Genomic DNA, 13911 nt, shown 5'->3' with positions numbered 1-13911 from the left:
GTATTTTTGCTTCCTCCGCCGGATCACCCCCCACGAGGTTCAGCCATGCTGTCGCCCTTCGAACTCGTCATTTATGGCTTCTGGGTGCTCGTTCTTCTGCCCATCACCGTCGTGTCGCTGTTTGCCGGCCCCAAGCAAGCGGAAAAGACCGTCTTTGCGGATTACTACAAGGCCCAGCCTCTCCTGAGCCTGGTCGGCGGGTTGTTTTTGCTCACGCTCTGCGCGCGCGCGATCGCGAAGCTCGCAGCGCATTTCGGGGCCGTCTCTCCTCAACGCGCGGCGGAGATCATCGACTGGATCAACGCTCCGTTTCTGGTGCTGCTCTTGGCCGTGATTGTGCTGTGGTCGTGGGCCGCGCTGAAGGTTCGGCGCGCCCGCCGGGCTGCGAAAGGCGACCCCACCTAAAGAAGTGCGAAGATGGCCAACGCGACGGCGAGGACGATCGCGGCGTCGTACCAGACTTCACCGCCCTCGGTGAGGGCCAACGCAGAGGCGGCTAACACCAGAACCGGCAACACCAGCTCGGCCGCGATGAAGGCCGACGTGCGAAGGGTAACCGGCCGTTGATACCGTGTGTGACGCTCGCTCCAGGCATCGACGAATACGACGAGCGCGAGCGCGGCACCGAGCAGCACCATCCACCACCACGCGGGCGAAGCGCTTTCGCCATAGGCGAAGATGCCGAGGGCGAGCACAGCAAAGGCCAGCACCATCTCGAGCGTCAGTCTCTCTTTCATGCGGGGCGCGTCTCCGCCGGGATCAACCGCTCGACGCAGGCTGCCGCTCCTTGCTGCCAGGCCGGCAGGCGCAACCCGAACGTGTCCTCGAACCTGCTGCAGTCGAGCTTGGCATTGGCAGGACGCGGTGCCTTGGCCGGGTAATCCGCCGAAGCGATAGGCGTCAGCTCGGCGCCGGGGCGGCCGCGATCGGCGGCGCGGGCGAGGATCTCATCCGCGAGGCCGTGCCAGGACGCGGCACCCGTGCCGGCCGCGTGGTAGGTCCCCCACACACTCTCGCCCAGCTCACCCGCCGTCAGCATGCGCGCGACATCAAGGATCGCCGCCGCCAGATGCGGTGCGTAGGTGGGGTTGCCGTGCTGGTCCGCCACGATGCGCAACGGCGCGTCGCCGGCTGCAGCATCTAGAATGCGAGCTGCAAACGTTTGCCGCATGGGGCTGAACACCCAGCCGGTGCGAATGATGATGTGGCGCGGGTTGGCTTCGCGGACCGATTCTTCGCCTGCGAGCTTGGAGCGGCCGTAGACGGTCGCCGGCGATGGCGAATCCTGCTCGCCATAGGGCTCCGATTTGGTGCCGTCGAAAATGTAGTGCGTCGAGAGGTGAATGACGGGAACGTTGCGGCGCGCCGCGGCCTGGGCCAAGAGCCGCGCGCCATCCCGGTTCAGCGCAAAGGCGTTTTCTGCATCAGTCTCGGCCTTGTCGACCGCAGTGTAGGCCGCGCTGTTGACGACGATGGTCGGCTCGAGATCGCCAAAGGCGCGTTCGATCGAGCGCGGATCGCCGACGTCGAGCGCCGGGCGACCGGCCGCGAGGGCCCTGATCTCCGCGCGCGACGGCGCCGCCTCGATCAGCGCGCGGGCGACTTGTCCGTGCCAACCGGCAATCAGCAACCGCATCGAACTCTAGACTCTCCCGGAGTTGCGGGGTAGACGACATCATAACAGGTTCGTGGCCATGCGATGATCGGGGGCATCGCCGCGCCACGCAAAAATGAAACGGCGCGGCTCGGCCGGGGTTCCGGGAAAGCCGCGCCGCGTATCCTTACAAATCCCGTCAGGCGGAGAAGGCAAGGCGCACGCTGTTGCCGGCATCCGGCATCGGAACATGCTGATGCGGCGGCTGGACGTGCTGCTGCGGTTGCGGCTCGCGCATGGGACGCATGTTCTGGAACGGCGCGTGACCACCGAGCGCGCTGCTCACCGTTTCCTGGTCCATGCCGTGCTCAAGGCACTCGTGGGCAAGGTCGTGCGCGTATTTGACCAGTGCCTCATGTGTGGCGGCATGGAACGCCTCGATGAAAGCGGCACGTGCGCGGCTGCCCGCCACGAAGCCCTCGTTGCCCACCATCTCGATCGTGTACTCGGAGCCGGACAGGCGGGTGACGCCCAGGATCAGATTGCGCACCGCGCGCAGCTCGCGCTCGAATTCGAAGGCCAGATCGCGCTTCATGGCCATGTAGACGGAAAGCTTGCCCATCTCGCCGCTCCTCAGAATCGTCCCGATTCATTTGGATACAGGCTCGACCCATTCGCTTTATAAAAGGTTAAGCTGCGGCCCGTTTCGGGACGCGGCGCGGTTGTTTATTTTTTGGCGATTTTTCAGTTGCTTGGTGTCGATTAGCAAAAGATGAAGACCGCTTCTCAGCGCCACAAGCCCTTGAGGTCGCGGACAATCTCGCGCGCCGCGTTGTGGCCGGGCGCGCCAGTGACGCCTCCTCCGGGATGGGCGCCGGACGCGCAGAGATAGAGGCCCGGCAGGGGCATGCGATAGTCCGCGTGACCAAGCACGGGGCGGAACGCGAACAGCTGATCGAGCGACAACGCGCCGTGGAATATATCACCGTCGATCATGCCAAAGCGCTCCTCGATATCGAGCGGCGACAGGATCTGGCGCGCAAGGACGCTTGATTTGAAGTTCGGCGCGTGGCGCGTCACGGTATCGATGACGAGATCCGCGAAACGCTCCTTCTCCGTCGGGTCGGCCCAGGAGCGTGGTGTCGGCAAATGCGGCGCGACGTGTTGAACGAACAGGCTCGTCACGTGACGGCCGGGCGGCGCCAACGTGTCGTCGAGCGTTGACGGGATCAGCATCTCGACGACCGGCTCCTTCGACCAACCGTCGGTGCGCGCATCGAGCCAGGCGCGCTCGAGATAGTCGAGTGTCGGTCCGATGACGATGCCGGACGCCAAATGATTGGTGCCGCCGCTGTTCGGACGGCAGGTGAAGTTCGGCAGCTCCGAGAGCGCGACGTTCATGCGAAACGTGCCAGATCCCGATTTCAGCGTCGTGAGGCGGCGGTGCAGCTCGGGCGCGACGGCGCCTTCGGGGACGAGACGCGAGAACAGGAGCTTCGGCGGCACGGCAGCGGCGATGGCAGCCGCGTGCACGACCGTACCATCGGCCAGCAGCACACCCGCGGCGTGGCCCTTCTCGACGATGATCTTGCTCACGGGCGCATCGGTCCGGATCTCGGCGCCCTTCTCGCGCGCGGCGCTTTCTATGGCGGCGCTGATGGCGCCCATACCACCGATGGCGTGGCCCCAAACGCCGGTCTTACCGTTCACCTCGCCAAAGCAGTGGTGCAAGAGCACATAGGCGGTGCCGGGCGTCGATGGCGCGGCATAGGTGCCGACGATGCCATCGAACGCAAAGGCCGCCTTGACGGTGTCGTTCTCGAACCAGCGGGCGAGATAATCGGCGGCGCTTTCGGTGAAGAGGCTGGCGAGATCACGCTGCGTTTCGCGCGGCAGTTTCAGGATCGAACGCGAGAGGCGGGCGGACTTCCAGAGCGCGGCGAGACCGTCGCCGGCGTTGGGCGGCGTTTCGAGGACGAGACCCTTCAACACGCTCGCGGCGCGGTCGAGCGCGGCGTCGTACTCCGGCAGGCGCGCGGCATCGCGCTCCGAGAACGCGGCGATAGCGCACTGACGGTTGGCGAGCCCGTAGGGCATCAGCAGCGCGCGGCTCTCGTCGACCGGCCAGAAGTTGGCCACGGGTCGCTCGACGACGCGCAGCCCGTGACGGGGCAGCTCGAGATCACGGATGACCTTCGGATTGAGCAGGCTCACGGTGTAGGCGGCGACGGAGTTACGAAAGCCCGGCGCGAACTCCTCCGTGTACGCGGCCCCGCCCACGTGCGCGTTCTTCTCCAGCACGACAACCTTCAAACCGGCGTCTGCCAGATAAGCCGCCGCCGTGAGGCCGTTGTGTCCGCCACCGATGATCGCTACGTCGTGCACTTAAGCCGCCCTCTCGTTTCGTTTGAAGAGAGGACTACATCGGGCTCAGCCCCAAGTGCAAACAGATGTGTGGCACCGCCGACGCGTGTTGCCGATCGCGCAGTTGGCTGGCACGTAGCGGCAGACCCGACAGCTATACGACGACAGGCACCCACGATAGCTGCCCCCTTTTGTAAAGCGGCAGGTGAGGATGGTCTGGCAATCGCGTCCGGGATTGATGGATCCGCCGGGACCCTCCTGAGTCCTCCCAGGGGTGGCGGTCAGTGTTGCCGCTGCGAGAAGAAGCATCGCGCCCGCGGCACTCATCGTGGCATTGCGCAGGATCGGCATGGCTCAGCCCTCGGCTTCATCCACGCTGCCCAGTTTCTGCCACTTTTCAGGGGCTGGCAATCGCGCATCGGTGCGGAGCGGTGCATGCCCGCGCTTAAGGTAACCGGATGGTGACGCACGAAGCGGCTCCCAACAACCGCCCGACTGCGCGTCTTCAATTCCGGCGCAGTTGAAACAGCAGTGGATTTCCGAAAATGGCGCCGGTTCTTCCCGCACTCGTCCGTCAGCTCGAGGCGGATGACGCCGACCTATTTCGGGCGATGCTCGCGATGTTCGGCGATGCTTTCGGCGACGCGGATACTTATACGCGCGCGCAGCCGGATGACGCCTATCTGACAAAGCTCATTGGCGGCGATACGTTCATTGCCATTGCTGCGCTGCGGGACGGCGTCGTGATCGGCGGGCTTGCGGCCTACGAACTCAAGAAGTTCGAGCAGCCGCGCAGCGAGGTCTACATCTACGATCTCGCGGTGCGCGATGACTTTCGCCGCCAGGGCGTTGCTACTGCGCTCATCTCGCGTCTCAAGGAGATCGCGCACGCCCGCGGTGCCTACGTCATCTTCGTGCAGGCGGATCTCGTCGATGATCCGGCGATCACGCTCTATACGAAGCTCGGGCTGCGCGAGGATGTGCTGCATTTCGACATTTCCGTGCCGTAGCTCGACCGGAGCGGATATGGGCTCGATCAGCACATCGTCGTTCAAATTTTTCATCTGAACGGCGGCATCGGAATTGCCGCGCCCGCTGCATGAGATCGCGGCTCAGGTGGGCGGAACTTTACCGGATCGGTGCCGTTCAGCCGGCATCGCCCGCCGGAGGGGTAACGGCGTCCTACCCGACCAGATCTCGACATACTTCGAACTTGAACGCTGACGATGGCATGAAGGACAGCACCCATGCAGCTAAGGCGTGCCTTGAAAACTTTTGCGTCGCGGACTCTGCCTCCGCACGTTTCCGCAAACCTGCAGCGTCGTCTCGACCCGTATCGCGGGAACGGGCCGTTGCTTTCGCTTTTCGCGGGACGCACATTCCCCGCCTGGTTCGATGCGTGGCACCGGCGGCGGGCGTTCCAGGGTGCTTATGGCCGCCGGCAATGGGGCGAGGGAAAAGATGGGGAATTCTTCTCCGGCGCCGGCTCGCGCGGCGCCTGCGCAAATACGTATGTCGAGTGCATCTCGCGAATAGTTGAGAGCCGCAGCAAAGAAAGCGATCGACCACTGGCCGTGGTCGATCTTGGATGTGGAGACTTTTCTGTCGGCCGTCGACTGATCGAGCGCACGGCGAACGTGAGGTACATCGGCTGCGATATCGTTCCGGAGCTCGTTCAAGCGCATCGGGCGAACGTGAGCGATACCCGCGCTTCCTTCCAGGAGCTCGACATCGTCGCGGGCGACTTGCCGGACGGCGACATTGTTCTCGTGCGGGAGGTTTTGCAGCACCTTTGCAATGCCGACGTCAGCCGTGTCTTGGAAAAGCTCGGCAAGTACAAAGAGGTCTACATCACCGAGGCGCGTCCCCTGTTCCTCGAGGGGCCGTCCAATCCCGACAAGCCAAGCGGACCCGGCGTCCGCTGGGATTGGAGAACCGGGCGAGGACGCGGCATCGATCTGGACAAGCCCCCGTTCGAGCTCAAGATCGAAGAGGTCTGTCGCAGCAGACATAACGACCTTGAAGAGGTGGTGACCTTTCGCGTCAGCTGCGCGTCGTGACGATCGCGACTTGCAGCTCTTGCTGCGGCGACTGGATGTAAGCGGCGCCCGCAACAATTCAGATGTTGCGGGATGCCAGCTCTCTCCCGCACGTCAGCCCCGCCCTTTCGCCTCAACATGGCGCGCGAAGTTGTTCAGAATCGCCTGCCAACCTTCGCGCTGCTGATCGACGGAATGTGTCGACTCGCTATCGAACGTAACACGCACGCCGACACCGTCCGGACTGGGTGCAAACTCAACCTGGGCCGTGCGGTCGCCGAACGCATATTCGATGAGCTTGTGCGGAATGATCTTTGTGTAGGTTCCGGCAAAGTCGAACCCCATGCTTCCGTCCTTTGCTTCCATGCGGGAGGAAAAGGCGCCGCCCTCGCGTAGATCCACGGTCGCCGCGGTCGTGTGCCAATCGTCGGAGGCCGCGTTCCACTGCTTGATGTCCTCAGGCGACGTGTAGGCCTGCCAGACCTGCTCGATGGGTGCAGCGACTTTCGTATCGACGGTGATCTTCATGGCGTTCCTCTCGTCTGGAGCATGGATTGTGGTTCCACGTATGTAACCGGCGGGTGTGACCAACAGGTGCCACGCTCCGAGGACGAGCGTAGGATCTCTATCCCGACATTACGCGCGGAATTTAAAAGACGGCGGCCCTTTGCGGAAACAAAAACCGGGGCGCCTCGCGAGAGACGCCCCGATTGAAACTCTGCGTTTTCGGTGCCCGCCCTATTCGGCGGCGAGCTTCTTGTCCGGCTGCACAAGCGCCATGTAGTCGTTGAGCAGCGTTTCAGAAATCTGTCCCGGCTTGAACTTGTACTGGCCGATCTCGGAAACCGGCGTCACCTCGGCAGCGGTGCCCGTAATGAAGCATTCCGAGAAGGAGGGCAGCTCCTCCGGCATGATGGCGCGCTCGCGTACCTCGTAACCGCGCTTCTTTGCCAGCGCGATGACCGTGCGGCGCGTGATGCCGTCGAGGAAGCAGTCTGCCTCTGGCGTATGGATGACGCCGTCCTTGATCAGAAAGATGTTTGCGCCCGTGCACTCCGCGACGCGGCCGCGCCAATCGAGCATCAGCGCGTCGGCATAGCCCGCGCGTTCGGCGCGATGCTTCTCGATGGTGCAGATCATGTAGAGGCCGGCGGCCTTGGCGCGGGTCGGCGCCGTGGCAGGATCCGGGCGGCGGTACTTCGCGAAATCGATGCGGATGCCCTTGAGGCGCTGCTCCATCGGGAAGTAGGAGCCCCAGTCCCAGGCCGCGATGGCGAGGTGAACCTTCGTCTTCTGCGCCGAGACGCCCATCTGCTCGCTGCCGCGCCAGGCGATCGGGCGCACGTAGCAATCGACGAGCTTGTTGGCCGCCACGACGTCACGGCAGGCCTGATCGATCTCTGCCACGCTCTGGGTGATCTCGAACTCGAGGATGCGAGCGCTCTCGACGAGACGCTCAGAGTGCTCGGTCAGCTTGAAGATCTCGCCGCCGTAGGCGCGCTCGCCCTCAAACACCGCGCTGCCGTAATGCAGGGCGTGGGTGAGGACGTGGATCTTGGCGTCGCGCCAGGGAACAACCTCGCCATCAATCCAGATGAAACCGTCGCGATCGTGAAAGGGAACGATCTCAGCCATGATGACGTCCTATTCGGTTCCGTATTCGGGCTGGCCGACGCATGCCTTGCGTTGCGCGACCCTGCGGCCGCGCGGGAGCTTCTGGCCCCTCGGTTTCCCGGATCAGACCGGGCAGCCTTCCTTGAAAATGACTTGCCAGGAGTATCAATGGCCTTCAAATATGTCAACATGACTGACATAACTCGCGACCCTTCCGTAGTTCGGCGTCCTGGGCGCCCTCGCACCGGCCTCGAAGCCGACGAGGCGGGCGACGGAGCCGCCGGACGGGCGGATCTCATCGCCCACGTCGAGCTCCTGTTCTTTGCCTACCGCGATTTTACTGGGGATCCCGATGCCGTGCTCGCCCAGTACGGCTTCGGGCGCGCCCATCACCGGGTGCTGCATTTCGTCCACCGCAATCCCGGCCTCAGAGTTGCCAACCTTCTCGAGATTCTGAAGATCACGAAGCAGTCGCTGGCACGCGTGCTGAAGCAGCTCATCGGAGAGGGCTTCATCACGCAGAAGGCCGGGGCCGAGGATCGGCGCGAGCGGCTTCTTTATGCTACGCTTAAAGGTGGTCGGCTCGCAGAGCGGCTCACGACGCTGCAGGTGAAGCGTATCGAAGCGGCGCTCGATGCCGCCGGCCCCGAGGCGGAAATGGCGACCAAGAAGTTCCTCTTGGCGATGATTTCGGACGAGGACCGCGCGCAGGTCGAGGCGCTCGTCCGCATGCTGCAGCAGGGAGGGAGCGAGGAGAGCAGGTCATGACCTCGTTATCCGGCCAACGCGCCGAGCCGCTGCCTGACGACGCTCCGCATGTGCTGATCGTCGACGACGACCAGAAGATCCGGGACCTCCTGGCGCGCTATCTCTATTCGCAAGGCTTTCGCGTCACGACGGCCGCGGACGCGGAAATGGCGCAGGCATCCCTGCGCGGCCTCGACTTCGACATCGTGCTGCTCGACGTGATGATGCCAGGCATCAGCGGGCTCGAGCTTGCGCGCGAGATCAAGAGCCAACGCGACATCCCGATCTGCATGCTCACCGCGCGCGCCGAACCGGAGCAGCGCATCGAGGGGCTCGAGGTCGGCGTTGACGACTATGTGCCGAAGCCGTTCGAGCCGCGCGAGCTGCTGCTGCGGCTGCGCAACATCCTGCGGCGCGGGCAGACGGCGCAGAACGGCCCCGCCCCGCAGTCCGACGAGGTGCGCATGGGCACGATGGTGTTTCATATCGCACGCGGCGAGCTCAAGCGGAACGACGAGACGGTCAAGCTCACCGAGCGCGAGCGCGACCTGCTGCGCCAGTTCGCGCAGAAGCCGGGCGTGCCCATTCAAAGGCATGAGCTTTCGACAGACGAGACGACGGGCAACGACCGCGCCATCGACGTCCAGATCAATCGCTTGCGGCGCAAAATAGAAACGGATCCCTCGAACCCGGTCTACCTGCAGACCGTGCGCGGCAAGGGATATATCCTTTACTCCGACTGAGGGACCGTGGATCTCCTAGGCCCCTTCACCAACGCCTCAGGCCGCGCCGGACAGGCGTTTCGGTCGTTCGCCGATGCGGCCAAGCCGGTGCTCGTGCAGCTTCGCGAATGGCACAAGAGCTTCGTGGGGCTGCTTGCCGAATCCATGCCCAAGGGCCTCTACGCCCGCGCGCTCATTATCATCATCGCGCCGATCGTGGTGCTCGAGGGCGTCATCGCCTTCGTGTTCATGGAGCGGCACTGGCAGAACGTGACGCGGCGCCTCTCCGAGACGACAGCGCGCGACATCGCTGCGCTGATCGATTTCTACGACAAGGCCGAGACCTCCGAATACGACGACATCATCCGCATCGCGCGCGAGAAGCTCAACCTTTCGATGCAGATCCTGCCGCCGGGGAACCTGCCCGAGGCGCGGCAGAAGCCGTTTTTCGACCTGCTCGACCGCGCGCTCTCGAAGGAGATCTCGCGGCAGGTGAAGCGGCCGTTCTGGATCGACACCGTCGGCCAGTCGCGGCACGTCGAGATCCGCGTGCAGCACGCGGACTCGATCCTGCGCTTCCTGGCCGTGCGCACGCAGACCTACGCTTCGAACTCGCACATCTTCCTGCTCTGGATGGTGGGTTCGAGCGTCATCCTGCTCACCGTCGCCATTCTGTTCCTGCGCAATCAGATCCGTCCGATCCTCAGGGTTGCGGAGGCAGCCGATGCATTCGGAAAGGGGCGGCCGGTGGTCGACGACTTCGAGGTGCGAGGCGCGCGCGAGGTGCGCCAAGCGGCAATTGCGTTCATGGAAATGCGCAACCGAATCCGCCAGCACGTCGATCAGCGAACCACGATGCTTGCGGGTGTCAGCCACGATCTGCGTACCGTGTTGACGCGCTTCAAGCTTGAACTAGCGTTCCTCGGCGAGGGGCCCGAGGTGCGATCGCTCAAGGCCGACGTCGACGAGATGCAGCACATGCTCGAGGATTACCTCGCGTTCGCGCGCGGCGACGGCGGCGAAGAGGCGACAATGACCAATCTCACCGAACTGCTCGAGGAAGTGCACGAGGAGAGCGAAGTCTACGGCACGTCGATCGACCTCAAGCTTCGCAGGCGGCGCGGTGACATCGTGCTGCCGCTCAAGCGGCAGGCCTTCAAGCGGGCAATCACCAACCTCGTATCCAACGCCGTGCGCTACGGGGACCAGATCGTCATCCGGGCGGCGACGGAGGGGTCGTGGCTCCGCGTCGAGGTGGACGACAACGGGCCCGGCATTCCGCCTTCCGAGCGGGCCAACGTCTTCAAGCCGTTCTATCGGATCGACCGGTCGCGCAACCAGGACGACGGCAACAGCGGCCTCGGCCTAGCCATCGCGCGCGACATCGCGAAGAGCCACGGTGGCGATATCACGCTCGGCGAAAGCTCCATGGGCGGCCTGCGCGCCATCATCTCGGTGCCGCTGTAGGCCGAGGCGCGACAGCCCGATTCAATTCACGAACAAAAGGCGCTAAGGAGTTCATCGACTCAGCACTGATGGACCTTGGCACATGGACCAGGAAGAACTTTTCCGCCGCCTTGCCGTCGCGCTCGCCATCGGCCTCCTGGTCGGGCTGGAGCGCGGCTGGCAGACGCGTGAGGACAGCGACCACCAACGCGCCGCGGGCCTGCGCACGTTCGCTCTCACCGGATTGCTCGGCGGAATCTGCGGGCTGCTGTCGCTCACCAGCGGGCCGATTATCCTTGGCGCGGGGCTTCTGGCGCTCACCGCCGCAATCGGGTCCTTCAGCTATCTCGAAGCCAAAAGCGAATCCAACTTCAGCGCCACCGGCGTGGTGGCGGCCATTCTTACGTTCGTGCTCGGCGCCTACGCGACGCTCGGCAACGAGGTCGTGGCGGTGGCGGCGGCCGTTGCCATGGCGATCCTGCTTGCGCTGCGGGAGTCGCTTCACAGCTGGGTGCGCAAGCTGACCTGGCTCGAGATACGCAGCGTGTTGATGCTGCTGGCGATGACGTTCCTTCTCTTGCCGATCCTGCCCAACCGTCCAGTCGATCCCTGGAACGTTCTCAACCCGGCCGAGATCTGGCTGCTCGCCATTCTGATCGCCGCCATCTCGTTCGCCGGCTACGTGGCGGTGCGCGTGTTCGGCGAGACGAAGGGCGTCGCCGTCGCGGCCGTAGCCGGCGGGCTCGCTTCCTCGACGGCAACGACGCTCTCCTTCGCCCGGATGGCCCGTGAGCACCCGGAGAGCACGCGTCTCCTCGCCGGCGGCATCCTGCTTGCGGGCGCGACCATGCTGGCGCGGCTCATAACCCTTGCGGTCGTGCTTAAGCCGGCCCTGCTTCTTACGCTGCTGGGGCCGGCGGTGGCTGCCGGCGCGGTTCTGCTGGCGGGCAGCGGCTTTCTTCTGCGAAACAGTTCCGGCGAGGGCGGCGAAGCCCCCACGCTCACGCTGCGCAACCCGTTCGACCTCGGCACGGCGCTGAAGCTCGCGGGGCTCATCGCCCTCATCATGGTCGCTGCCAAGGCTCTGGCCGATCAGGCCAGTTCGGCAGGGATCTACCTGCTCGCCGCAGTGTCCGGTCTCGCCGACGTCGATGCGCTGACGCTTTCCATGGCGCGCTTCGCCGGATCACAGGTGAGCCTTGAAAGTGCCGGTTACGCCATCCTCGTCGCAGCCGGGGTCAACACCATCTCGAAAGCCGTAATGGCCGCCGGAGTCGGGGGCGCTCGGCTCGGCAAGATTGTCGGAGGACTGAGCGCGGCGGCTCTGGCTGCGCTCGTAGTCGTAGCGCTCTTATCCGCCAAATAATTTTTATGTTTCAATGCGTTAAGCGGCGTCTAGCGTCGCCGCTGCCGCGGCTACACAAGTCCGTGAGTGGGAAAAATGCCGCGTTGCGTCAACTGTTACAGTATAGCATAACTAGGTCGTGAGGGTGACGCTGCACTTGCGGCGGCGTCGAAACCCTCGGGGCCGGATCGGTGAGCCGCCACTCGCCCCCGGTCCCTGACGCGACGGGCGGTTGCAGCGCGACCTCAAGGGCTATCCTCCTTGCCTGGAAAGGTCCCCACCGCCCCGAGGTCAGAAGACCCGGTCGCCGGAGCCTTCGGGCTCATTCGGGTCTCGTAATGAGGTCACGTGGCCGCGGGCGTGCGATCTGACACGCCATGATCATTTCGCCAGCTCGCGGCTGCGCCCCTCACCTGCCAGCACAGCCTTCGTCAGCAGATCCTCCAGACCGCCGTCGGCCATCAGAACCGCGAGGGCGGCCGCCGTAGTGCCGCCGGGCGAAGTCACGTTCTGGCGCAACACGGCGGCGTCCAGCTCGGAACGCACCAGCAGCTCGCCCGAGCCCGAGACCGTCGCGCGGGCGAGCCGGCGGGCGAGCGCCGGATCGAGGCCTGCGCTTACGGCTGCTTTCTCCAGCGCCTCGGCAAGCAGAAACACGTAGGCCGGGCCCGAGCCGGAGACGGCCGTCACCGCGTCCATCAGCTCCTCGTTGGCGACCCAGGCGACGTCACCGACGGCGGCCATCAGGGCCTCGCAGAGTTGCCGATGCGCCTCCGTGACGTGCGCGTTGGGGGCGCAGACGGTGATGCCGCGCCCGATCGCAGCCGGCGTGTTGGGCATGGCACGCACGACGGGCGCGCCGGGCGCGAGATGGGCTTCGAAGCTTTGAAGCGTGCGGCCGGCCGCGATGGAGATCGTCAGCGTGCCCGGCCCGGCCAGCGCAGCGACGGGCGGGAAGACTGCATCCATGACCTGCGGCTTGACGGCGACGATTATGACGCCGGGCGGCTCGGACAGCGCCGCGATCTGAGGCTCTGCGGTAATTCCGTGACGCGAGAAAAGGGCCGCGATCTCCGCCGGCGGGGTCGGATCCTGGACGCGCACGCGACGCGGATCGAGGCCGCGCGCGATCAATCCTTCGAGCAGCGCGCCGCCCATCTTGCCCGCTCCTACAAGAAGGAGCGGTCCATCAAACGAAAATGCCATCACGATACCTGACCGGTTTAACAGCCCGCTGAGGTATCTCAGACAATGATCCGTTCGTCAGATTTTCAATCTGAGAAGATCAAGGCGCGGGCTCAGGCTTGGCCCTCGGTCTGGAACATCGTCGAAACCAGGGCCTCCCGGCTCTCCTTACCCGCCCAGACGACGAACTGGAAGGCCTGATAGTAGCGTTCACACGCCTCCAGCGCGGCCTTCAGGATCGCCTCGCACTGGCCCGGCGTCACAACGGCGCCGTTGAGCAGAAGTGCGTGGCGGAACATCACCAGCCCTTCCTGGGTCCAGAGGTCGAAGTGGCCGAGCCAGAGTTGCTCATTGATCTGAGCGATGAGGCGGTACATCTCGGGAAGGCGCGTCTCAGGCACGCGGAAGTCGAAGGCGCAGGCGAGGTGCAGCGCCTCGAGGTCGTCGCGCCAATTGAGCGACACGTGATAGTCGGTCCAATTGCCGCCGACGACCAGCGTGAGCTCATCATCGCCCATGCGATCGGTCGCCCAGTCGTAGGTGGCTGCAAGCTGCTCCACGAGATCAATCGGATGAATGATGCGCTCGTGGCCCTTTTCGGACGATGCCATTCTGGCTCCTTGAAAACCGGCGACGCTTCGCTACCGGCCCCCGCTTTTAGCCACCGACTGCACGCGCGGTCCATGACGGGATTGGGGCAGAACGCGACTTGTCCTTGGTTTCCTTCACCGGTGGCGGGACGAAAACAGACGAGGCCACGAGTCGCAAGGCGATGACGTTCTTGTCCACGAGCAATATGGCGGCGCGCAGCATTTGCGCATCGCTCCGAAATCAAAAACGAAATGGAAGCTTCGT

The 13911-nt window shown here is 64.4% G+C and carries 15 protein-coding genes; 7 read left to right on the top strand and 8 right to left on the bottom strand.

Annotated elements, in window-relative coordinates:
- Positions 1-45: 45 nt before the first annotated feature.
- Positions 46-405, top strand: a complete 360-nt coding sequence (locus CS1GBM3_RS16635; RefSeq protein WP_072396625.1) for a hypothetical protein — start codon at positions 46-48, stop codon at positions 403-405.
- On the opposite strand, the gene CS1GBM3_RS16630 is transcribed toward CS1GBM3_RS16635, so the two are convergent.
- The 4 genes from CS1GBM3_RS16630 to CS1GBM3_RS16615 all read right to left on the bottom strand — a co-directional run bounded on the left by CS1GBM3_RS16630 (position 402) and on the right by CS1GBM3_RS16615 (position 3979).
- Positions 402-737, bottom strand: a complete 336-nt coding sequence (locus CS1GBM3_RS16630) for a hypothetical protein (RefSeq protein ID WP_072396624.1) — start codon at positions 735-737, stop codon at positions 402-404. The two genes, CS1GBM3_RS16635 and CS1GBM3_RS16630, sit on opposite strands and share 4 nt — an antisense overlap.
- Entirely contained in the window at positions 734-1636 is a 903-nt protein-coding gene (rfbD, locus tag CS1GBM3_RS16625; RefSeq protein ID WP_072396623.1) for a dTDP-4-dehydrorhamnose reductase, read from the bottom strand. The genes CS1GBM3_RS16630 and rfbD overlap by 4 nt, the downstream gene beginning before the upstream one ends.
- Positions 1637-1793: 157 nt before the next feature.
- The gene (locus CS1GBM3_RS16620; protein ID WP_072396622.1) at positions 1794-2216 is read right to left on the bottom strand and encodes a hypothetical protein; all 423 of its coding nucleotides are present in this window, start codon (positions 2214-2216) and stop codon (positions 1794-1796) included.
- 164 nt (positions 2217-2380) lie between these two features.
- Positions 2381-3979, bottom strand: coding sequence for a phytoene desaturase family protein (locus tag CS1GBM3_RS16615; protein WP_072396621.1), 1599 nt, complete (start codon positions 3977-3979; stop codon positions 2381-2383).
- Positions 3980-4503: 524 nt separating this feature from the next.
- Between CS1GBM3_RS16615 and CS1GBM3_RS16605 the strand changes: the two genes are divergently transcribed.
- Positions 4504-4968, top strand: coding sequence for an AAC(3)-I family aminoglycoside N-acetyltransferase (locus tag CS1GBM3_RS16605; RefSeq protein ID WP_072396620.1), 465 nt, complete (start codon positions 4504-4506; stop codon positions 4966-4968).
- A gap of 342 nt (positions 4969-5310) precedes the next feature.
- A complete protein-coding gene (locus tag CS1GBM3_RS16600) occupies positions 5311-6018 on the top strand; it encodes a class I SAM-dependent methyltransferase (RefSeq protein ID WP_072396619.1) in 708 nt (235 codons plus the stop codon).
- Positions 6019-6111: 93 nt separating this feature from the next.
- Here the strand turns inward: CS1GBM3_RS16600 and CS1GBM3_RS16595 are convergent, their stop codons facing one another.
- Together CS1GBM3_RS16595 and CS1GBM3_RS16590 are read right to left on the bottom strand one after the other, a co-directional pair.
- Entirely contained in the window at positions 6112-6525 is a 414-nt protein-coding gene (locus CS1GBM3_RS16595) for an SRPBCC family protein (RefSeq protein WP_072396618.1), read from the bottom strand.
- Positions 6526-6735: 210 nt separating this feature from the next.
- On the bottom strand, positions 6736-7632 hold the full coding sequence (locus tag CS1GBM3_RS16590; protein ID WP_072396617.1) for a branched-chain amino acid aminotransferase: 897 nt from the start codon (positions 7630-7632) through the stop codon (positions 6736-6738).
- A 147-nt stretch (positions 7633-7779) separates the two neighbouring features.
- Between CS1GBM3_RS16590 and CS1GBM3_RS16585 the strand changes: the two genes are divergently transcribed.
- The 4 genes from CS1GBM3_RS16585 to CS1GBM3_RS16570 all read left to right on the top strand — a co-directional run bounded on the left by CS1GBM3_RS16585 (position 7780) and on the right by CS1GBM3_RS16570 (position 11892).
- Positions 7780-8379, top strand: coding sequence for a MarR family winged helix-turn-helix transcriptional regulator (locus CS1GBM3_RS16585; RefSeq protein ID WP_083567692.1), 600 nt, complete (start codon positions 7780-7782; stop codon positions 8377-8379).
- On the top strand, positions 8376-9101 hold the full coding sequence (locus CS1GBM3_RS16580) for a response regulator (protein ID WP_072396616.1): 726 nt from the start codon (positions 8376-8378) through the stop codon (positions 9099-9101). Before CS1GBM3_RS16585 ends, CS1GBM3_RS16580 begins: the two co-directional genes overlap by 4 nt.
- A gap of 6 nt (positions 9102-9107) precedes the next feature.
- Positions 9108-10547 (top strand): ATP-binding protein, encoded by a 1440-nt coding sequence (locus CS1GBM3_RS16575; protein WP_244534678.1) that lies wholly within the window; start codon positions 9108-9110, stop codon positions 10545-10547.
- Positions 10548-10629: 82 nt separating this feature from the next.
- Positions 10630-11892: an MgtC/SapB family protein gene (locus tag CS1GBM3_RS16570; protein WP_072396615.1), complete on the top strand. Its 1263-nt coding sequence runs from the start codon at positions 10630-10632 to the stop codon at positions 11890-11892.
- A 360-nt stretch (positions 11893-12252) separates the two neighbouring features.
- Here the strand turns inward: CS1GBM3_RS16570 and proC are convergent, their stop codons facing one another.
- Entirely contained in the window at positions 12253-13077 is an 825-nt protein-coding gene (proC, locus tag CS1GBM3_RS16565; protein ID WP_072396614.1) for a pyrroline-5-carboxylate reductase, read from the bottom strand.
- Positions 13078-13169: 92 nt separating this feature from the next.
- The gene (locus CS1GBM3_RS16560; RefSeq protein WP_072396613.1) at positions 13170-13667 is read right to left on the bottom strand and encodes a type III secretion system chaperone family protein; all 498 of its coding nucleotides are present in this window, start codon (positions 13665-13667) and stop codon (positions 13170-13172) included.
- Positions 13668-13911: the final 244 nt, after the last annotated feature.

Source organism: Hyphomicrobium sp. CS1GBMeth3 (genome assembly GCF_900117455.1).
In the GTDB taxonomy this organism is placed as follows: Bacteria; Pseudomonadota; Alphaproteobacteria; order Rhizobiales; family Hyphomicrobiaceae; genus Hyphomicrobium_C.
The sequence above is the reverse complement of the archived record's forward strand: the minus strand, read 5'-3'. Positions and strand labels throughout refer to the sequence as shown.

Bases quoted from the DNA above. Each gene is read 5' to 3' on its own strand.
- CS1GBM3_RS16635 (WP_072396625.1), top strand. From the start codon at position 46: ATGCTGTCGCCCTTCGAACTCGTCATTTATGGCTTCTGGGTGCTCGTT.
- CS1GBM3_RS16630 (WP_072396624.1), bottom strand. From the start codon at position 737: ATGAAAGAGAGACTGACGCTCGAGATGGTGCTGGCCTTTGCTGTGCTC.
- rfbD (WP_072396623.1), bottom strand. From the start codon at position 1,636: ATGCGGTTGCTGATTGCCGGTTGGCACGGACAAGTCGCCCGCGCGCTG.
- CS1GBM3_RS16620 (WP_072396622.1), bottom strand. From the start codon at position 2,216: ATGGGCAAGCTTTCCGTCTACATGGCCATGAAGCGCGATCTGGCCTTC.
- CS1GBM3_RS16605 (WP_072396620.1), top strand. From the start codon at position 4,504: ATGGCGCCGGTTCTTCCCGCACTCGTCCGTCAGCTCGAGGCGGATGAC.
- CS1GBM3_RS16595 (WP_072396618.1), bottom strand. From the start codon at position 6,525: ATGAAGATCACCGTCGATACGAAAGTCGCTGCACCCATCGAGCAGGTC.
- CS1GBM3_RS16590 (WP_072396617.1), bottom strand. From the start codon at position 7,632: ATGGCTGAGATCGTTCCCTTTCACGATCGCGACGGTTTCATCTGGATT.
- CS1GBM3_RS16585 (WP_083567692.1), top strand. From the start codon at position 7,780: ATGGCCTTCAAATATGTCAACATGACTGACATAACTCGCGACCCTTCC.
- CS1GBM3_RS16580 (WP_072396616.1), top strand. From the start codon at position 8,376: ATGACCTCGTTATCCGGCCAACGCGCCGAGCCGCTGCCTGACGACGCT.
- CS1GBM3_RS16570 (WP_072396615.1), top strand. From the start codon at position 10,630: ATGGACCAGGAAGAACTTTTCCGCCGCCTTGCCGTCGCGCTCGCCATC.
- proC (WP_072396614.1), bottom strand. From the start codon at position 13,077: ATGGCATTTTCGTTTGATGGACCGCTCCTTCTTGTAGGAGCGGGCAAG.
- CS1GBM3_RS16560 (WP_072396613.1), bottom strand. From the start codon at position 13,667: ATGGCATCGTCCGAAAAGGGCCACGAGCGCATCATTCATCCGATTGAT.